The organism is Hymenobacter baengnokdamensis (genome assembly GCF_008728635.1).
In the GTDB taxonomy this organism is placed as follows: Bacteria; Bacteroidota; Bacteroidia; order Cytophagales; family Hymenobacteraceae; genus Hymenobacter; species Hymenobacter baengnokdamensis.
The window spans coordinates 1,846,608-1,865,092 of record NZ_CP044285.1; the positions used below are offsets into that span (position 1 = coordinate 1,846,608).

The window sequence follows — 18,485 nt, forward strand, 5'->3', positions numbered from 1 at the left end:
AAATTATCGATGCTGAAATGCCACGACTTTTGCGTCGATAACGCGGGGTGGGGTCGCCCTGGTTTCCCGCACCGGGGCGGCCAGGCGGGGGTCGGTCAGAAATTGCTGGTCGGTCAACGTTGCCAGGAAAGCAATTATTTCACGCTGCTGACTGGCGGAAAGCGCAATGCCCAGGCGGCCGTCGGGCTGGCGCAGCAGCGGGTCGAGCGTGCGCGAGGGGCGCACGCCGCGGGCGTAGTGCGCCAGCACCTGCGGCAGCGTGGCAAAGCGGCCATCGTGCATGTAGGGCGCAGTGCGGGCTACGTTGCGCAGGCTCGGCACCTTAAAGCGGCCCGCATCGGCGGGCTGCAGCGTAATGTGCGCCCGGCCCGAATCGACCGGGAAAGTGGCATCGAGGCCGTTGTTGCGAAACGACTCATCGGTAAATAAATCGGTGGCGTGGCAGCTGCTGCACTTGCCTTGAAACAAGGCCCGGCCGCGCAGCTCCGGGGCCGTAAGGGTGCCGCCCGGCTCATGGCGCACAAATTTATCGTAGCGCGAGTTGGCGCTGGTGAGCGCCGCCGTAAACTGTGCCAGCGCCCGCAAAAACTGCGGCGTATCAATTTTACCCGGCCCGTAGATGGCTGCAAAGCGCCGGCGATACTCAGGGTCGGCGTTGAGCCGGGCCAGGGCGTCGGCCAGGGGCTCGTTCATTTCCTGGGGGCTGGTGAGCGGTGCCAGCGCCTGCGCCTCGAGGCCCAGCACGCCGCCATCGGCCATGAAGCCGCGCCGCCAGCGCAGGTTTTGCAGGGCCGGGGCATTACGCCGGCTGTGGCGGCCGGCCACGCCCACCGGCACGGCGCGGCCATCGGTAAAGGCCCGGCTTTGCTGGTGGCACGAGCCGCACGAAATGCTGCCGTCGCTCGACAGGCGCGGGTCATAAAACAGCGTGCGCCCCAACTCGAAGGCGGCCTGGTCGGGCTCATTTCTGACCAGGCCATAGCGCATGGCCGGAAAATTGGCCGGCTGCACTGTGCCCGGAATCGCCTCGGGCCGGGTGCCGCTCAGCAAGACCCAAAGCGTGCCGCTGGCCAGGCCCAGGCCGGCCAGCCAACCAATGCGCGGCCGTTGGGGACGAAAGGGCAGCACGGCGCTAGTAGGTTAGTTATCCTGGGTTTGGGTGACGCTAAACATGCCCGCGCCATAGTTTTTGGCTACCTGCACAGCCTCAGCACCGGGCATCATGGTATTCGAAAAAGTGCTGAGCGTGATGTGACTGACGCCATCAAAGAGTTTCAGCACATCGGCCGAAAGGCTGATGGTGGAAGTATGGGTGCCGTTGACCGACAAGGTTTTGCCAGTAAGCGATGGGGTAGCCGTGACGATGGCATTGTACGGGTCGGTGTAGCCGCCGATGTGGCACACGATGGGCCGCCCGGCCGAGGTCACGGTACCTTCCATTTTTAGAAAGATGTGGCCCGTGTTCCAGGTCCAGTACATGCTGTTGGCCGGGTTAAGCACGCCCGTCAGCGCGAGCGGGTCGGCCTGGGTGGTGGCCGCGTCCACGCCGATGATAAAGCTCACGCCAGTATACGTGCCGGCCGGTACGCCCGTGATGGCCAGGTGCTGCGTGGCGGGCTTAGCCTGGTCGACCAAAAAATAGGTGTTAGGCGCGGCATACACGGTGCCGTCGCTTTTAGTAAGCTTGATATTCGATATATAGTATTCGAACGTGCTGACGCTGAACGTTTCGCCCGCCGGAGTGCTGTACGTGGTTCCATCCAGCGCCAGAGGCTTGGCGCCGACTACGTTGCTAATCTGCAGGTCGACCTCGCCGGGCGTCTGGAGGTCACTGTCTTTCTTGCAGCCCTGCATACCGGCCATCGAAGCGACAAGCAGCAGACCGAAAAAGAGGAAATGCTTAGAGGTTTTCATCGGAATAAGGGCTGCGAGATGAGTAGGACAGTTAGTAGGGGCTGAGTAACTGAGCTTGTCTGATAAACAGAGCGCCCGGTGCCGGGTTGGTAAGCATGGCGGCCATGATTTAGCTACACAAGGGGCCGGGGCGGAAAGTTCAGCTTGCCCAACGGTGCTTTAAGCTACCCGGCAACGCGCCGGAATAACAGATTTACAGTTGCTAAGCTAGCACTGCCGCTTATAAATAGCGTGAAGAAACCGGGCATTGCGCTGGCTCAGCATCCAACAATCGCTGAGTGCCGTACTTTTGTTGTCGCTTGCCTCTTTCCCGCGCGTGAAGTCTGTTTTTGCCTACCTGCTCGTTGCCTTAGTGCTGCTGCAAACCTTCAGCCGGGAGGTGTTGGTGGTAGATTTTGCGCTGAACCGGGCTACCATCACGGCGCGCTTTTGCGTGAATAAGGCCCGGCCTGAGCTGCACTGCGACGGCCAGTGCTACTTTGCCAAGCAGCTCAAGCAGCAGCAAGACCGCGAAAACAAAGCCCCCAACCCGCTCAAAGAGCGCCTGGAAATGCTGCCCGCCGCCTTTGCGGCAGGGGTAGAGTTGGCTGTGCAGCCAACAGTGGCCTGCGCGCCCGCCGTCCGCCACGCGCCGCTGGTGCCGGGCCACTACGCCGCTCCCCTGGGCGCGGTATTCCGTCCGCCGCTAGGCTGCTAACAATCCTCGTCTGGGAGTTGCCCGCCAATTGGCAGGAAGTGCGCCTGCGCGTAGTTCAGCCAGTTGAGCCTAGCCCCTTATTGTTTGTTAATAGCTTGACTAGCAAGGATGAAATCTATTTTTATTGCTGCCGGGCTGGCGGTCTGCGCCAGCAGCTCCCAGGCCCAGCAGGCTGCCGCGCTGCGCGGCACTATTCTCGATGCCCAGACGCAGCAGCCGCTGCCCGGCGTCAGCATCAGCGTGCCCGGCGGAAGCATTGGCACGACTACCGACCCCAACGGGCACTTTGCCCTGGCCGGAGCTACCCCGACTAGTGAGGTAACCATCTCATTTGTTGGGTATAACGCGCAGCGGGTACACGTGCCGGCCAATGGCCGGCCCCTGACGGTGCGCCTCGAAGCCGCGCCGGTAAGCCTGCAGGGCGTAGTGGTATCGGCGAGCCGCGAGCAGGAAAAGCGTACGGAAGCCCCCGTTGCCATCAGCCAGGTGTCGCCGCAGCTCATTGCCGATACCAAGGCCACAGCGCCCTACCAGCTGCTCAATAAAGTGGCCGGTGTATATATGGTAGACCTGGGCAATGAACAGCACATGATGGCTATCCGGCAGCCTATTAGCACCAACGCGGTGTATCTCTACCTGGAAGATGGCCTGCCCATCCGGCCCATCGGCATCTTCAACCACAATGCGCTGTATGAGATAAACCAGGCCGGTGTGCGCAGCATAGAGGTGGTGAAAGGCCCGGCCTCGTCGCTCTACGGCTCCAATGCCATTGGGGGGGCAGTTAACTTCCTGACCCAGAAGCCTGCGCCGCTGCCCACGGCGGGCGTGTCGGTGCAGGGCGATGGCTTTGGCTACCGCCGGGCCGACGCCAGCGCCAGCGGCACGGTGGGCAGGCTGGGGCTGTACGCGGGCGGCTACATGGCCCGGCAGCGCAACAGCTGGCAGGACTACACCGACTTCGATAAGCAGTCGTGGACAGCGCGGGCCGACTATACTTTTAGTCCGAAAACCCGGCTTATCGGCATGGGTACGTATAACTATCTGAATACCCAAACGCCGGGCACGCTCGACAGCGCGCACTTTTACAGCCGCCGCTACCAGAGCAACAACCGCTTCACCAACCGCGTGGTGACGGCCGTGCGCAGCAGCCTGCGCCTGGAGCACGACTGGAGCCCGAGCCAGCAAACGGCGCTTACGGGGTTTTATCGCTACAACTCAACCGGGCAGCTGCCGAGCTACTACATTGCCGATGTGCGCGTGAATGGCGTGTATCAAAGCTCCAACGGACAGGTTAATAACCAGTCATTCAGGAGCTACGGGGCGCTGGTGCAGCACCGGGCCGACCTGGGCTTTCTCAATTCGCGGCTGATTGTGGGCGGATATTTTGACTACAGCCCCAGCACGTACTTTGCCCGCTACCTGGCCATTCAGAAGGATGTTGCCAATAATTTTTACACGGGCTATACCGATACCGGTCGTTACCTCGACGACTATAAAATAGACTTGGTTAATACCGCCGCCTATGCGCAGTACGAAGTGCAGGCCACGGAGGCCCTGCGCCTCGTGGGCGGCCTGCGCTACGACCGGGTGCAGTATAAATTCAGCAATAACCTGAGCGGCAGCCAGACTACGAAGAAAGCGGCCCAGGATAATATCTACAACATCGTGGCGCCTAAGCTGGGCCTGACCTACGCGCTGGGCGAGAACCGGGGCGTGTATGCCAATTTCAGCACGGGCTTTCAGCCGCCCGAAACCAGCAGCCTTTACAGCTCGCGCCAGCAGATTGAGCTGCAGCAGGCCAATTTTACGAACTACGAGGCGGGCGGCTGGGTGGCGCTGTTCGAGCGCAAGGTGTACCTCGACCTGAGCGTGTACCAGATGGAAGGCCGCCACGAGATTATCAGCGTGCTGCAGGCCGACAATACCACGCAGAGCGCCAACGCGGGGGCTACGCGCCACCAGGGCGTTGAATATTCGCTGACGTACGCGCCGGTATCGGAGGTGAATTTTCGGCTCAGCGGTACCAATGCCCGCCATACTTACCTGGATTACAGTGAAGTAGTAAATGGCAAGAACTTCGACTATGCCGGTAACCGCATGGCGGGCGCTCCCGGTTGGATTGTCAATGCCGAAGTGTTTTATAAGCCGCGCTTTGTGCCCGGCGCCCGGCTGGGGCTGGAATACCAGCGCATTGGCTCCTACTATACCAGCACCGATAATACCAAGACCTACGCCGGCTACAACCTGCTGAACCTGCGCCTGGGCTACCGCCTGCCGCAAGCCAGCCTGCGCGGTCTTGAAGTGTGGACCAACGTAATAAACCTTACCAATGAGCTGTATGCCAGCGTAGTAACGGCCAATCAGTACGGCACTACCTACCAGGCCGCCGCGCCGCGCACCTACACGCTGGGCCTGGGCTACACCTTCGCCGCCAAAGCCAAGTAGCGTGGACTCTGCGCGTCTGCGCGTAGGATGACCGGTATAGTATTACTTACGCGCGGACCTGCAGAGTCCACGCTACCCTGCTTACGACTTTTATGCAAACAACCTCGACTTCCCGCGTAGCGGTTCCGGCTGCCTCGCCCATTCGGCGCTTTGTGGGCCGCTATCTCTACCGCTGGCACCGCATGCTGGGCCTGGTAACAGTAGTGCCGGTGCTGATGTGGACGCTCAGCGGCCTTTCGCACCCGTTGATGTCCAACCTACTGCGGCCGTTTATCGCCCACGAAACGGTGCCGGCGCCGCCGCTTTCGGCCGCCAAGCTGGCGCTGCCCGTGGCTCAGGTATTGACTCAAAACCACCTGGCGGCCGTGCAAAACGTGCGCGTGGTACACTATCGCCGCGAGGCTATATACCAGGTCACCGATTTTCGGGGGCGGCTACGCTACTTTGCGGCCACTACCGGCCACGAGCTACCCGGCGGCGACCGGGCCTATGCCGAAGACGTGGCCCGCTACCTGCTGGCCGATTCGACCTCGGCCATTGCCGGTGCCGAGCGCCTGACGCACTACACGGCCGACTACAAGTTTATCAACCGGCTGCTGCCGGTCTGGAAAATTACGTTTGCCCGGCCCGATGGCATGGCCATCTTCGTCGAAACCGGGCAGAGCCGGATGGGCACCTTTAATAACCACGCCCGCGCCCGGTTTCTATGGACGTTTGGCATGCTGCACAACTGGGATTTTCTCGATGCGCTGCCCCGGCCGCTGCATCTGGGTATTATGTTGGTATTCACCACCATTATCTGGCTGTCGGCGCTGAGCGGGCTGCTTATCTATGGCTTCGTGCGCAAAAAGCTGCGGCAGCCCCGCTCGGCCCAGGACCAGGTAGGCTGGCTGCGCCGCCGGCACCGTACGCTGGGCCTGTGGGTGGCTTTTGTCACGTTTACCTTCGCCCTGAGCGCCAGCTACCATCTCATTCAAAAATTTACGCCCGACCGCCGCGAGGAAGTTGCGCGGGTTAGTGCCTTCGCCACCAGCGAGTTGACCTGGCCTTTAAAGGAGGCGCTGGGCGGCGCGGTGCCGGTGCAGCAGGTGTCGCTGGTGCGGGTGGGCGGCCAGCCCTACTATCGGCTCGTGAGCAAAGACGCTGCCGGCAAGCAGCAGGTGCAGTACCGCAGCACCCGCGACGGCCAGCTGCTGCCCAACGGCGAGCTGACCTACGCCCGCGAGCTGGGCCAGGAGTTTATGACCCGGCTGAATGGCCAGCCGGCGGCCCTCAGCGCTACCGGGGCCGCTGAAGATGGCGCTTTGCCCGATTGCTGCACTGCCCCCGCCCTCACCGCCGAAACCACCACGGCTATCGGCACGCCGGCTGCCGGCCCGGCTCCCGCTCAGGCCAACCTGCTCAGCCCCGAGCTGGTAACCAAATTCACTGAAGAATATGGATTTGTGAATAAACGGCTGCCGGTAGTGAAGCTGGCCTTTGCCACGCCTGGGCACACTGCCTTGTACGTAGAGCCGGCCAGCGGCCGCCTGGCGGCGCTCGTCACCGATGGCGACCGGCGCGAGGGCTTGTCGTTTGCCGTGCTCCACAAGTTTTTCCTGATGGACTGGGCAGGCAAAAATATCCGCGACGCGGTAGCCATGCTTTCGGCGCTGGGCGTGCTCTGCGTAACGCTGTATGGCCTGGGGCTGCTGCTACGCACCCGGCGCTAGCTGTTTAGCAAAGCTTCGGCCTGCTCGCGCAGCAGCTGCCGGAAGAGCGGGCTGTTAACCTCGCCTTCGGGCGAGAGGTGCTGGCTGATATGGGGCAGGCGCACGCGCTGCGGCAACACCGTGGTGCCCAGGTAAAACAGAATATCGGTGAGGTGGCTCAGGGCCAGCGCCCCACCCATGCTGCCGCTGCTCAGGCTCACGAGGGCCGCTTTTTTGCCCCGAATACCGCCGGGGTAGGGCAGGGCATCGATAAACGACTTGAGGGCCCCCGGAATCGAGCAGTTGTACTCGGGCGCAATAATAATGAGCTTATCGGAGCGGTCGAGCGGCGCGATAAACTCATTGAAGCCATCGTGCCGGCCGGCGTTGTGGTAGAGCGTGGTATTGAGAAAATCAGCCGGCAGCTCCAGCAAGTCCAGAAACTGGTAGGCTGCGCCCAGCTCATCCAGAATGGTAGCGTAAAAATCGGCCACGCGCCGGGCGCGCGACTGAGGGCGGTTGGTGCCGATAAGCAGAGTAAGCAAGGGTACTAACGGTTAATGGATAGTGAGTAATGGTTAACCACGGCCGATGTTTTCAATAGGGCCGAAAGTCGCTGAAAATACCCAGTACTCACACCGTCTGAATTCCTAATAAAGCCCGCGCAGCCAGCCGCCATCCACCGCCGTGGAGGTGCCCGTAATGTAGCTGGCCCGCTCGGAGCACAGGAAGGCAGCCAGCGCCGCAAACTCGCGGGGCTCGCCGAGGCGGCCCATAGGTATCTCCTTGGTCCAGCGCTCGGTAGCCTGCTCGCTGGTGATGCCTTCGCGAGCAGCGGCGGCGCCGGCCAGGTGTTCCACGCGCTCGGTGCGGGTGTAGCCGGGCAAAATATTATTGACCGTGATGCCATCGGCCGCTACTTCATTGGCCAGGGTGCGGGCCATGCCCGTAACGGCCGCGCGCAGGCTATTGGAAAGCAGCAGGTTGCCGATGGGCTGCTTCACCGAGATAGAGGTTACGTTGAGAATACGGCCCCAGCCGCGGGCTTTCATACCCGGCAGCACGGCGCGCGTCAGCTCCACTACGCTGGTGAGCAGCAGGCGCGTGGCGGCGTCCCAGGCCGCCGCGTCGTGCTGCTCGAAGGTGCCGGCCGGCGGCCCGCCGGCATTGGTTACCAGAATATCAATTTGGCCAAACTGCGCCATTGCGGCCTGCACTACCCGTGCCACATCAGCGGGGTTGGCTACATCGGCCGCCACGCCCAGTACCTGCGCCCCGGTAGCGCGGCGGATGGCGGCGCAGGTTTGCTGCAGCGTTTCGTCGGTGCGAGCGCAGAGCACCAGCGTTGCGCCTTCGGCGGCCAGCTCTTCGGCCACAGCGCGGCCCAGCCCTTTGCTGGCCGCCGCCACGAGGGCAACTTTTCCTTTTAGTCCTAAGTCCATTAGTAGAGTAGAAAATAAAAATCATCCTTGCTTGGCGAGGCGCGCAATGACAGATGGAAGCGGTTTAGGCAGCCGGCAGCCCGCTTCGGCCCCGACTTCCTAAACCGCTTCGTTGTCAAACAGCTACTTGCGCAAATAGCTGTCGCTGCCGTCGAGCCAGTCCTGGCGCGGGGGCTGAAAACGTCTACGTCGAGAGTGTCTTCCAGCGCTTCGGCCTTATGGGGCAGGTGCGAGGGAATAGTGAGCACCTCGCCGGCCCGCACGATGACTTCCTGGCTTTCATCCTCGCCCAGGTGAAAGCGCAGCGCCCCTTCCAGAATATAGGTAATCTGCTCATTATGATGCGAGTGCTTGGGGACAATCGCACCTTTTTTGAGGTACACGTGAGCGAGCATCATCTGGTCGCCGGTGATGAGGCGGCGCGAAATGGTGTTAGAAAGCTCGTCTTTGGGCATGTCGTCCCAGCGGTAGTGCGTGGCTGGGCGGATGGGAGTGTCAGACATACGAATGGAGTTGATATGGATGACCAAGATACGGGGTCGGCACCACTAGCCCGCGGGCCGCGGGCCTTATTCTATCGCCAGGCCGTACTTGGTGAGCAGGCCCGGCAGGCCGGCCAGCGTAAAGCGCGCCCCTGCCAGATAATTGGCTTCGGGGTCGATGCTAAAGCCGGTGGCCGTCGTAAAATCGGCCCCGCCCAGCTGAGTATCGTGAAAAATGGTGCCCGCCAGGTCGCAGTCCTGAAACACGGCTGCACTCAGGTCGGCATTGGTAAAATCGACTTCGTCCAGCTTGCATTTCACGAAGCGTGTGCCGGCCAGGCGCTTGCCCCCAAACGAGGCGTAGCGGAGCTGACAAACGTCGAAATGCACTCCAAACAGCATGTCCTGGCAGGCACCAAACGCCACGCCCAGCAGCTTGCAGTCGGCAAACGCCACGTTTTGCAGAGCGGTGCCGCTGAGCTTGACGGTGGTCAGGTTGCAGCGCTCAAACAGGCAGTCTTCGAGCCGCAGCCCGCTCAGGTCGGCTTCGCCGAAGTCGCAATTCACGAAGTGACACTGCTCGACGTCGCGGCCCAGCGCCAGCAGCCCCGGTATGGTAAGGCCCGTAAGCACGTTTTCGGCCGGAAAGTTAGCGGGCTTGCGAAGGGTAGCGACTTTGCGGCGGGATTTCATGCGCTAAAAGTAAAGCTGCTAACGGGTAACCTCTGGCAGGCTTGGCGGTTTAAAGCGGGTTGTTGAGGCTCCGGCCGCTTTTGCCGGCCGGTTATGGCCCGGCCAAAGCCCATCCTTTCCCTGTGCTAATGACTATTGCCGCCCGTACTATATACTTTAAAAACGATGTTGGCTGCCTCTGGGAAGAGCCGCTGGCCTATCTGCGGCTCGAGTACTACGCCGGCTCCCGCGAAGAAAGTCAGTTTCGGGCGCTTCTCACCCACACCCGGCAAGCCCTGCAGCGCCGGGGCTGGAGCAAGCTCCTCATCGACCAGCAGCAGATGAGTCCGTTTACCAGCGGCGAAGAAGCCTGGATGACTACCGAGTGGCTGCCCCGCGCCGTGCTCGAAAATGGTTACCGCTACGGAGCGGTGGTAGTGGCGCACGACGTATTTGCCCGCCTGGCCATGACGAGCATGGTAATGACCAGTCGCAAGCTCGGCCATACTTACCGCAGCTTCGAGCACGATACGGAAGCAATCAATTGGCTGGCAAGCCAGGGGTAGGCAGCGAAAGCGAGGCGCTCCGGCTTTAGCTGCTCGTATAGTTTATGGCTATAGCTGTGAAGCTCCACCAGCACACTCTGGAGCAGCTACATTTAAGGATTATCCGTTTGGCGGTATGCCTGTCGATTTTGCTGAAGTCCGCATCAAAGAAGAACGTCCGTACCTCGTTGTAGCCATTAACTGCACCAGTAAGGGGTCGCCTTCGCCGAACTGCAGCCCGTGCCAGGCAGATGGTGGTAGTCCATTACAATACCCATAAATCCGTTTGAGGCCGATATGGAGCGCACGCCGCAGCCTGGGTCGAGCGACTTTCACTGGCCAGGCGCAAAGCTTTGGCCCGGCAGGCGGCGTCATAGTGCCGAAGTTTGGCGGGAAGAGCATTGTCTTTCATGACGATGGAAAGCTTAGACCCTGTTCTAGCCAGATTTACCCGCCCACCTCAGCCTTCTTAGACTATCCCAAGTGGCACCACTACCTCTTACGACTCAGCACCTAAGGCCTGCTGGCCCGCACCAGTTGGTATAGTTGCTCGCGATATGTCTCTCCCACGGGTAGTTCCTTGTCGTGCACGTGAATGGTGTTACCATCAAGAATGCGCACATGGTCGAGCGACACGATATAGGACTTGTGAACGCGCAGAAAAGGGGGGCGCGGCAGCAACTCCACCATCTCCTTTAAGGTGTGATAGGTAATAATGCGTTGCCCAGCCGGGAGATGCAGTATTACGTAATTATGCAGGCTTTCTACATAAATAATATCAGAATACTTCACGCGAAGATATTTGGTTTTTGTTTCGCCTTTCACGAAGAAGTAGACCGGGGGGGGGACGAAGGAAGGAGGACTAGCCGGGATAGATAAAGGCGCCCGCACCTTGCTGACTGCCCGGAGAAAGCGTTCGAATGAAATAGGCTTAAGTAGGTAGTCTACTACGTCATGTTCGAAGCCATCGAGTGCATACTCAGCATAGGCCGTAGTGAGCACTACCTTACACGGTCCACAGAGGCGCAGCAGCTGCAAGCCTGTGAGGCGAGGCATCTGGATGTCGAGAAACAATAAATCGACGTGGCCCTGCTGCAACCGAGCCAGGCCTGCTACGGGGTCGGTCAGGGTAGCCACTAGTTCCAAAAAGGGTACCTGCCGGATGTAGTTAGCCAAGATGGCCAGCGCAGGCGGCTCGTCGTCAATTACTAAGCAGCGGATCATAAGGATGACCGAAAAATTATACGTTAAGGCTGGCCCGGAAATGCCGGTGGGGTTTCGTACAATAGCCGCAAGTAAGCTACATGCACACGCCCGGTGAAACCCACGCGCAATGTGTGACGATTTTTATAGAGTAGCATTAGTCGCCGCCGCAAGTTGGCTAGCCCAATACCGCTGGTAGTATCAGTCTGACAATCGTGGCAGTGATTCTCGACGGTAAATTCTACCTCGCCGGGCTGCATCCGCAGCCGTAGCCGCACGGGGGTGGCAGGGTCATCAAGTACGCCGTGCTTGAGCGCATTCTCGACAAAGGGTACGAGCAAGAGCGGTGCCACACGATGACCACCTGAATCGCCTTCTACAAACATGTCAGCGCAAAACTGCTGGGTATAGCGCAGGCGATAAAGCGCCAGATAGTGTTCCAGGTAGTCGATTTCCTGGCTGAGTGCTACTAGCCCGTCAGGGGTGTCGCGCAGCATATATCGCATCAGCTCGGCTAGCTGGAGCAGGCCACTGGCTAGCGGACCGTTGTCCTCGTAGGCCAGACCGTAGAGCATATTGAGGGTGTTATATAGAAAATGAGGATTTATTTGGGTTTTAAGAAAGGCCAACTCTGCCACCCGCCGCTCGGTATTTAGCAGCTTGTTCTCGTACTCGCGGCGCAGCACCACTTGCCCGGCCCACACAGCCGCGCTCAGCACCAGCATGGGAATAGAATAGTAGAGATTGTCACGCAGGTAGTAGACAAGCGTCGTGTCGGAAGTGTAGTTGCGGAAGCCCAGTAAGGCTGGGTATAGCGTTTCGTCTAGGCCATAGCGCAACCCGGTGAACACCAGCACGGCCCCCAGTAGCCCAGGCAATAACCACCGCAGGCGTTCCGACCGCAGCAGATGGGGATACAGCAGCAGGTAGCACAAATAGAACTCGCTGATGCTGGCTAGTAGAAACGAAGCGCGGAACCACAGCCCCTGATAGCCGGACCGGTTAAATAGATAGTCGCCTAATACTAAGTAACCAGCCACAGCCAACCAGGTGAGGATGTGCCAATACCAGGCAATATGATAGAAATACTGGCTGGCCGTAGGGCTATCACGTTCAAAAGTAGCTGTATCATGCATGACTTAAAACTACTGCCAGCCACTATAATGCTGGTCAGCTGGGCAAGATAAAATTGTTGCCAGACTGTTTCGTCCCTTGTTTAGGGTAAGTTAGATAATATTATTTGAATCGAGGCGAGCCACGCGAAACCTTTGGGAAATTCATTTTCCAATTACGCATGAACAGGCTGGTACTTTATTTCATGGGGGTGTTTTTGCTAGCATTAATGTATCCGCGGTTGAGCGTAGGCCAAGCATCGGTCCAAGGCACTGTGGCCGACGGAAGCGGCCAGGCGCTGCCCTATGCGCCGGTGCTGCTGCTGCGGCTACCCGACTCGGTATTAGTGGGCACTAAAGCTACCAGCATCCAGGGGGCCTATCAATTCGAGCAGGTAGCCTCCGGCCGCTACGTTATCCGTGCCCTACCGCTGGGCTATGGGCCGGCTCGCTACGCGCTGGCCGTAGTGGGCCCCGGCTTGGTGGTAGTGCCGCCCCTGCGCCCGCAAGCTGCTCCTACCGCCCTGAAGGAGGTGCTGGTGCAGGGCCGCCTTCCCATGCTGGAGCAGCGCGCCGACCGCACGGTGGTGAACGTTGACCGGCTAAATACGGCCGGCGACAACGCGCTGGAGGTACTTAAGAAGGCTCCCGGCGTTACCCTCGATAAGGACGACCACATCGTGTACCGGGGTAGCAGCAGCATGCTGGTGCTGCTCGACGGCAAGCAGACTTACCTGAACGGGGACGCGCTGAGCAACTACCTGAAGTCGCTGCCTGCCTCGGCCCTGAGCCAGATAGAGCTACTGCCCACGCCTCCGGCTTCCATGGACGCGGCGGGTACAGCTGGGGTTATTAACCTGCGTACCCGGCACAGTACGCTAGCCGGCCTTACCGGCACCGCCACGGTAGGGGCAGGCTACGGCCGCTACGAAAAAGGCTGGGCCAGCACCAACCTCGCCTACAACGTGGGCAAGCTACGCACCTTCGGCCGCTTCGATGTAGGGCACTACAGCTCGTATAACCTACTTAATATCAGCAGAGTAATTCGAGATACTACGTTTGCGCAGGAAAATTACCTGCACTCCAATGACAACTCGTTCAGCTACGCGGCCGGGGCCGATGCTCCGCTCTCGGCCCGCCAGACGCTGGGGGTGCAGGTGCGCGGCGCCCTCGACCACACCGATGCGCAGTTCAGCAGCCAGTCGGTGGCCACCGCGGCCGACGGGCAGCTGGCGGGCCAGCTCACGATGAGCAACCCGCAAACCACCCGCACTACCGACTTGGGCACCAATCTGAATTACCGGCTGGCCTTAGACAGTACCGGCCGTGAGCTGACGGCCGACGCCGACCTGGTGCACTACACCAGCGCCCTGCACCAGCAGTTCAACGTGCTCACCCCCCCCCGCCTGGTGCCACTGGTGCCTTGAGTGGGCAGCAGCGCAGCGACCAAAGCGCGGATGTATTGATTCGGGCCTTGAAGGCCGACTACGTTCACCCGCTAGCCGGCACCCCCTGGCGCGCCGAGGCTGGGGCGAAAGCCAGCTGGGTGACCACCCATAGCGCCATTACCTTCGACCAGCTGCAGCAGGACGAGTGGCAGCCAGACGCTAGCCGCAGCAACCAGTTTCAGTACGACGAAGTAATTGAGGCGGGCTACGCTTCGCTGAGCACTACCCTGCACCAATGGGAGCTAAAGGCCGGCCTGCGCGGGGAGCATACCTACTCGTTGGGCCAGTCGCCCGGCACCAGCCAGCGGGTAGAGCGCAACTATTTTCAGCTTTTCCCATCGGCCTTCGTCAGCCGCCAAGTGGGGGAGCACGACCAGGTGAGCGTGGCGGCAGGCCGTCGCATTACGCGGCCCACTTACCAGAATCTGAACCCCTTTGTCAGCTACACGGATGCTTACACGGCTATCCAGGGTAACCCGTTTTTATTGCCGTCGCTAGCCAACTCATTTGTAATTAACTATGTTCATCGTGATTTTCAGGTGCTGAGCTTGAGCTACCTGCGCGAAACCAACGTGGTGAATTTAGTGACTTACCAGAACGACCAGACCAAAGTGACCACCACCCGACCCGAAAACCTTGACCAGGCGCTTACGGTGAGTCTGACCTCGGGTGGGCATATGGAGCTGACCAAGTGGTGGGGCATGGACAACCAGCTCGTGGCGAGCTACGGCGAGGTGCAATCGCAGGTAGAGGGACAGCAGGTGGAACTGCGCCGCGTTTCGGCCACCTTCAACACCGACCACACCTTGCGCCTGCCCAGGCAGTACCAACTGCTGGTTAGCGGCAGTTACAGCTCGCCCAGTGTGCAAGGGCTATACTACCTGCGGTCGAGCGGCTACCTGAACCTGGGCCTCAAAAAGCAGCTCTGGAACGGCCGCGCTACGCTCAGCCTGCGCGCCAGCGACCTGCTGCGTACCAACCGCTACCGCAGCGTCGTCACCTACAACAACATCAATATGGTATGGAATAACCAGTGGGAGAGCCGCCGGGTGTCGCTGACGCTCACCATGAAGCTGAGCAGTGGCAAAACCCACGCCAGCCATGCTAGCGGCAGTAGCGACGAAGAAGGCCGGGCCGGCCACTAGCCGGGCGGCACCCTGGCGGGGACAGGCCATGCACAGCCAGCTAAGAAACGGGTTAAGTTAGCAAGTTTGTGGCATGCCGCAAAAGCGTTATAGCGTAGACTTAACCGCTCGTCAACGGCAGCGCAGAGTGCCTCTTTTTGTAGTGCAGCGTATGAGCAAGTGGCCGCTCCCGGCTATCGTTAAGGCATCTGCTATGTGCTTAGGAACGGCCGCGTCTGGCGGGATGTGCCCGCCGACTTGCCCCGTGGGCAACGGTCTACGGCTATTTGCCGGCTAGAGTGCCAATGGCACCTGGGAGCTGGTGAGTAGCCGCCCGCGCCACGCATTAGTCTTGCCAGGGGTAGCATATTCCTAACCTGGCAGTGCTGAATTCCCGATGAGGCAAATCATTATAAACGAATGGTATACATTGGCAAGCGTACCCGCCTGGCGGCAAACAAAACGGTTCGTTGGCCAATTGGCCAACGAACCGTTTTGTTTGCCGCCAGGCGGGTGTCTCTATCTCAGCAGCAGGGCTGGTTGTAAAAGTATACCTGGTAACTCTGGGTAATTACCCTATTCAGCCAAACCCATCCTCATCGCCCGGCCAACGTGCTCAACCGCGCATCGCTCAGCCCAGGACGGTGGCTTTTTCGAGCGAGAACGGCTTGCTGAGCTTGTTGACAGATTTGACGCGGGGAAAGATTCTTTGCTGAAATAGAACACCTAACGGCGTCTGCCTAGAGCGTTTGCTGCTTGGTGTTATTGTTGCAGGAGTTGAAGCCGCACGAGTCGGCCACCAGCTCATCCTGCTGGGCACCGCCCTTGCCGCCAGCGAGGGTGCTTAGAAGCTATTTAAGTTAGTAAGTTTGCTGCATGCAGCAAAAGCGTTATAGCTCGGACTTAACTGAGCGTCAATGGGAGCGCATTGCCCCACTTTTTGTTGTGCAGCGCACCAGCAAATGGCCACTTCGAGCGATTGGGAACGGCCTTTTCTACGTGCTTAAAAACGGCTGTGTCTGGCGGGATGTCCCCGCTGACCTGCCGCCGTGGGTGACGGTGTACTGCTACTTTGCCAAGTGGAGCGCCGATGGCACGTGGGAGCGCGTGAGTGGCTGCATAAGCATTGGGGCCCGCGAACGGGCAAAAAAAAGCCCAGCCAACCGCCGTTATCCTCGACAGTCAAAGCGTGAAGAATACGGCCACCAGCACGGCCCGCGTGGGCTACGATGCGGGCAAACGTGTCAAGGGGCGCAAACGCTTCTTTCTGGTGGACACCCTAGGCAATTTATTGAGCAGCTGCGTAGTGGCCGCCAGTTGTCATGACGGTGCTACCGCCGCCAAGGTCTGGGATGTTCTAGCGCTGAGCAACGAATTGCTCGACCAAGTGCGAACCGTATTTGTCGATGGGGGCTTCGGCCAGCGCTTCCGGCAGCAGCTAGCCCGGCGCGGCATCGAAGTCCAAGTGCCAAGGGGCGTGCTGGCGCAAAAAGGCCGCTTTTTCATCCACGCCAAACGCTGGATAGTCGAGCGCAGTATTGCCTGGGCCGGCAACAATCGGCGCCTAGCCAAGGACTACGAACGCAAAACGACTCATGCTAACGCCTGGCTCTACGTGGCTAAAATTCGCCGGCTCGCTCGCTTAACTTAAACAGCTTCTTAGACAGCTGCAAAAGCAGCAGCGCGATGACAAGGGCTACGTGAAAGTGACGAGAGATACCATTTGATGCTGGTCAAGCCGTACTGCAAGGCCCGGCCACCGGTCGCATCAACTTGAGCCAAGTCCAGGATATGACTGGCTTCCGCACTCAGACTCAGACAGCGGGTCAGCGACCGCAGGCCGGGCACGCCATCGGCTAAGAATTCCACCGCTGACAGCCTCGGTCCCGGCTGGGCGTACTTGGTCGCGCACATAGTCTGCCTCGTAGGCTTTGTCGGCTGGTATCCGCTGGCCGGCAGTAAGCGCCGGGGCCAGGCCGCCCTTGCGTGTCACAACTCAGGTGCAGCTTCGTCGAAAAGCCGCCCCGGTTGCGGCCCAAGGCCAGCGCACCGTTTTTTCGCACCCCAGCCGCGTGCTGGTGGGGCAAATAATCGTGGAATCGGCCATCAGTTCGTCGAGTCCGGCATCATCCTGTGGTTCGGCCAGCATATTGACTCACAATGTTTTGCGTTTCCAGCGGCTCGGGCGCCCTGATACGGTAGCCCAGGCCCCGAACCGCTCGGGCAAGCCCCGCTACGGCACCCCGCACCGCAGGCGCCAGTGCCAGTCTTTTTGCATTACCAAAGCTACCTCAATTGTTCACACCCCCTAGCCCTCTCTCTTAAGGAGAGGGGGCTAGGGGGTGTGGTTTGCGCGGAGAGCAACGCGGTGAGGTAACATCAGGTTATAAAGGAAGGTGTTTGGAAAGTCTATCCCTTTTATCTCGAACGTTATGCTGAGCTTGTCGAGGCATGACGCTCTTTCGCTTTCATCCACTTCCTAACCAGCTTCAAGTTATACCTGCCCGGCCAGCAAATCCTCAAACGTCTGGCGTCGGCGAATCAGGCGCGGGGCTTTTTCACCATCAAGCAGCACTTCGGCGGGGCGCAGGCGCGAGTTGAACGAGCTGCTCATCTCGAAGCCGTAGGCTCCGGCATTGTGAAAAGCTAATATGTCACCCTCGCGCACCTCGGGCAGCAGGCGGTCCCAGGCAAAGGTGTCGGTTTCGCAGATATTGCCTACTACCGTGTACAGGCGCTCCGGTCCGTTGGGGTGCGAGAGGTTGCTGATATAGTGATAGGCATCGTACATCATGGGCCGGATGAGGTGGTTAAAACCCGAATTGACGCCCGCAAATACCGTAGCCGTGGTGTGCTTTACCGTCGAAACTTCGACCAGCAAGTAGCCGCTTTCGCTCACCAGGTACTTGCCGGGCTCAAACCAGGCTTCGAGCGGCCGGCCGTACTCGTGCTCAAACTCTTTGAAAGCGGCCGCCACTTGCTGGCCCAGGCCGTTTACGTCGGTTTCGGGGTCGCCGGGCTTGTAAGGCACTTTAAAGCCGGAGCCTAGGTCCAGGAAATCGAGATTCGGAAAGCGACGGGCCGCCTCGAAAATGACGTCGAGCACCCGCAAAAACACGCTCAGGTCTTTGATTTCGGAGCCCGTGTGCATGTGCAGGCCGCGCACGTGCAGGCCGGTGCCTTTCACCACGCGCTCGAGGTGGCGCAGCTGGTGAATGCTGATGCCAAACTTGCTGTCGATGTGGCCGGTCGATATTTTATAGTTGCCGCCCGCCTCAATGTGCGGGTTGAGGCGCACACAAACCGGGTATGAGCCGCCAAACGTAGCCCCGAAGCGCTCAAGCAGCGACAGGTTATCAATATTGAGGTTAACGCCCAGGTCTTTCGCTTCTACCAGTTCCTCAAAGGCCACGCTGTTGGGCGTAAACAGAATATTCTCAGGCGCGAAGCCTACGTGCAGCCCCAGCTTTACCTCATTGATACTCACGCAGTCGAGGCCCGCGCCTTCTTCCAGCAGCACTTTCAGGATGGCTACGTTGGTGAGCGCTTTGCAAGCGTAAAAAAACCGCGTGGGGTGAGCGCTGAAAGCAGTAGTAAGCTTTTGATACTGAGCCCGAATAGTATCGGCCTGGTACACATAAAGCGGAGTGCCAAACTGCGCGGCGGCAGCCAGTAGGGTAGAGGCAGGAAGTGCAGACATAAGTACGGGC

Annotated in this window: 16 protein-coding genes and 1 pseudogene; 8 read left to right on the plus strand and 9 right to left on the minus strand. The window is 59.7% G+C overall.

Features of this window, described 5'->3' with window-relative positions; translation table 11 throughout:
• Positions 1 to 3: 3 nt before the first annotated feature.
• Both F6X24_RS07880 and F6X24_RS07885 read right to left on the minus strand, forming a co-directional pair.
• Positions 4 to 1,128, minus strand: a complete 1,125-nt coding sequence (locus F6X24_RS07880; RefSeq protein WP_229725422.1) for a cytochrome-c peroxidase — start codon at positions 1,126 to 1,128, stop codon at positions 4 to 6.
• Between the two features lie 12 nt (positions 1,129 to 1,140).
• The gene (locus F6X24_RS07885; RefSeq protein WP_151087483.1) at positions 1,141 to 1,914 is read right to left on the minus strand and encodes an MbnP family protein; all 774 of its coding nucleotides are present in this window, start codon (positions 1,912 to 1,914) and stop codon (positions 1,141 to 1,143) included.
• A 316-nt stretch (positions 1,915 to 2,230) separates the two neighbouring features.
• On the opposite strand from F6X24_RS07885, the gene F6X24_RS07890 reads away from it, so the two are divergent.
• The 3 genes from F6X24_RS07890 (at position 2,231) to F6X24_RS07900 (ending at position 6,768) form a co-directional block, all read left to right on the plus strand.
• Positions 2,231 to 2,611, plus strand: coding sequence for a hypothetical protein (locus tag F6X24_RS07890; protein WP_151087484.1), 381 nt, complete (start codon positions 2,231 to 2,233; stop codon positions 2,609 to 2,611).
• Positions 2,612 to 2,719: 108 nt separating this feature from the next.
• The gene (locus tag F6X24_RS07895; RefSeq protein WP_151087485.1) at positions 2,720 to 5,056 is read left to right on the plus strand and encodes a TonB-dependent receptor; all 2,337 of its coding nucleotides are present in this window, start codon (positions 2,720 to 2,722) and stop codon (positions 5,054 to 5,056) included.
• A 92-nt stretch (positions 5,057 to 5,148) separates the two neighbouring features.
• Positions 5,149 to 6,768, plus strand: a complete 1,620-nt coding sequence (locus tag F6X24_RS07900; RefSeq protein ID WP_151087486.1) for a PepSY domain-containing protein — start codon at positions 5,149 to 5,151, stop codon at positions 6,766 to 6,768.
• Here the strand turns inward: F6X24_RS07900 and F6X24_RS07905 are convergent.
• From F6X24_RS07905 to F6X24_RS07920, 4 genes are all read right to left on the minus strand, one after another.
• Positions 6,765 to 7,292 carry an NADPH-dependent FMN reductase gene (locus F6X24_RS07905; protein WP_151087487.1) on the minus strand — a complete coding sequence of 176 codons (528 nt, stop codon included), beginning with the start codon at positions 7,290 to 7,292 and terminating at the stop codon, positions 6,765 to 6,767. The two genes, F6X24_RS07900 and F6X24_RS07905, sit on opposite strands and share 4 nt — an antisense overlap.
• Before the next feature lie 105 nt (positions 7,293 to 7,397).
• Positions 7,398 to 8,189 carry an SDR family oxidoreductase gene (locus F6X24_RS07910; protein ID WP_151087488.1) on the minus strand — a complete coding sequence of 264 codons (792 nt, stop codon included), beginning with the start codon at positions 8,187 to 8,189 and terminating at the stop codon, positions 7,398 to 7,400.
• Entirely contained in the window at positions 8,189 to 8,692 is a 504-nt protein-coding gene (locus tag F6X24_RS07915) for a cupin domain-containing protein (protein WP_229725423.1), read from the minus strand. Before F6X24_RS07915 ends, F6X24_RS07910 begins: the two co-directional genes overlap by 1 nt.
• Before the next feature lie 66 nt (positions 8,693 to 8,758).
• A complete protein-coding gene (locus F6X24_RS07920) occupies positions 8,759 to 9,364 on the minus strand; it encodes a pentapeptide repeat-containing protein (RefSeq protein ID WP_151087489.1) in 606 nt (201 codons plus the stop codon).
• Between the two features lie 128 nt (positions 9,365 to 9,492).
• Between F6X24_RS07920 and F6X24_RS07925 the strand changes: the two genes are divergently transcribed.
• Positions 9,493 to 9,909 carry a hypothetical protein gene (locus F6X24_RS07925; protein ID WP_151087490.1) on the plus strand — a complete coding sequence of 139 codons (417 nt, stop codon included), beginning with the start codon at positions 9,493 to 9,495 and terminating at the stop codon, positions 9,907 to 9,909.
• A 492-nt stretch (positions 9,910 to 10,401) separates the two neighbouring features.
• On the opposite strand, the gene F6X24_RS07930 is transcribed toward F6X24_RS07925, so the two are convergent.
• Both F6X24_RS07930 and F6X24_RS07935 read right to left on the minus strand, forming a co-directional pair.
• Positions 10,402 to 11,112: a LytR/AlgR family response regulator transcription factor gene (locus F6X24_RS07930; RefSeq protein ID WP_151087491.1), complete on the minus strand. Its 711-nt coding sequence runs from the start codon at positions 11,110 to 11,112 to the stop codon at positions 10,402 to 10,404.
• Between the two features lie 23 nt (positions 11,113 to 11,135).
• The gene (locus tag F6X24_RS07935) at positions 11,136 to 12,227 is read right to left on the minus strand and encodes a sensor histidine kinase (RefSeq protein WP_151087492.1); all 1,092 of its coding nucleotides are present in this window, start codon (positions 12,225 to 12,227) and stop codon (positions 11,136 to 11,138) included.
• A gap of 251 nt (positions 12,228 to 12,478) precedes the next feature.
• Here F6X24_RS07935 and F6X24_RS07940 point away from each other — a divergent pair, with 251 nt between their 5' ends.
• From F6X24_RS07940 to F6X24_RS07955, 4 genes and pseudogenes are all read left to right on the plus strand, one after another.
• Positions 12,479 to 13,630 (plus strand): TonB-dependent receptor, encoded by a 1,152-nt coding sequence (locus F6X24_RS07940; RefSeq protein ID WP_191906509.1) that lies wholly within the window; start codon positions 12,479 to 12,481, stop codon positions 13,628 to 13,630.
• Between the two features lie 47 nt (positions 13,631 to 13,677).
• Positions 13,678 to 14,796, plus strand: coding sequence for an outer membrane beta-barrel family protein (locus F6X24_RS07945; RefSeq protein WP_229725425.1), 1,119 nt, complete (start codon positions 13,678 to 13,680; stop codon positions 14,794 to 14,796).
• An 855-nt stretch (positions 14,797 to 15,651) separates the two neighbouring features.
• Positions 15,652 to 15,825: pseudogene (locus F6X24_RS19415) on the plus strand (transposase); the annotation flags it as partial.
• Between the two features lie 139 nt (positions 15,826 to 15,964).
• Complete coding sequence (locus tag F6X24_RS07955) at positions 15,965 to 16,426, plus strand: transposase (RefSeq protein ID WP_191906511.1); 462 nt, start codon at positions 15,965 to 15,967, stop codon at positions 16,424 to 16,426.
• An 843-nt stretch (positions 16,427 to 17,269) separates the two neighbouring features.
• On the opposite strand, the gene lysA is transcribed toward F6X24_RS07955, so the two are convergent.
• Positions 17,270 to 18,475 carry a diaminopimelate decarboxylase gene (gene lysA, locus F6X24_RS07960; protein ID WP_151087497.1) on the minus strand — a complete coding sequence of 402 codons (1,206 nt, stop codon included), beginning with the start codon at positions 18,473 to 18,475 and terminating at the stop codon, positions 17,270 to 17,272.
• Positions 18,476 to 18,485: the final 10 nt, after the last annotated feature.

What these genes read in the sequence shown, in the direction of transcription:
- F6X24_RS07915 (WP_229725423.1), bottom strand. Translation starts at nt 8,692, where the DNA reads ATGTCTGACACTCCCATCCGCCCAGCCACGCACTACCGCTGGGACGAC.
- F6X24_RS07925 (WP_151087490.1), top strand. Translation starts at nt 9,493, where the DNA reads ATGACTATTGCCGCCCGTACTATATACTTTAAAAACGATGTTGGCTGC.
- F6X24_RS07935 (WP_151087492.1), bottom strand. Translation starts at nt 12,227, where the DNA reads ATGCATGATACAGCTACTTTTGAACGTGATAGCCCTACGGCCAGCCAG.
- lysA (WP_151087497.1), bottom strand. Translation starts at nt 18,475, where the DNA reads ATGTCTGCACTTCCTGCCTCTACCCTACTGGCTGCCGCCGCGCAGTTT.
- F6X24_RS07895 (WP_151087485.1), top strand. Translation starts at nt 2,720, where the DNA reads ATGAAATCTATTTTTATTGCTGCCGGGCTGGCGGTCTGCGCCAGCAGC.
- F6X24_RS07930 (WP_151087491.1), bottom strand. Translation starts at nt 11,112, where the DNA reads ATGATCCGCTGCTTAGTAATTGACGACGAGCCGCCTGCGCTGGCCATC.
- F6X24_RS07885 (WP_151087483.1), bottom strand. Translation starts at nt 1,914, where the DNA reads ATGAAAACCTCTAAGCATTTCCTCTTTTTCGGTCTGCTGCTTGTCGCT.
- F6X24_RS07920 (WP_151087489.1), bottom strand. Translation starts at nt 9,364, where the DNA reads ATGAAATCCCGCCGCAAAGTCGCTACCCTTCGCAAGCCCGCTAACTTT.
- F6X24_RS07900 (WP_151087486.1), top strand. Translation starts at nt 5,149, where the DNA reads ATGCAAACAACCTCGACTTCCCGCGTAGCGGTTCCGGCTGCCTCGCCC.
- F6X24_RS07910 (WP_151087488.1), bottom strand. Translation starts at nt 8,189, where the DNA reads ATGGACTTAGGACTAAAAGGAAAAGTTGCCCTCGTGGCGGCGGCCAGC.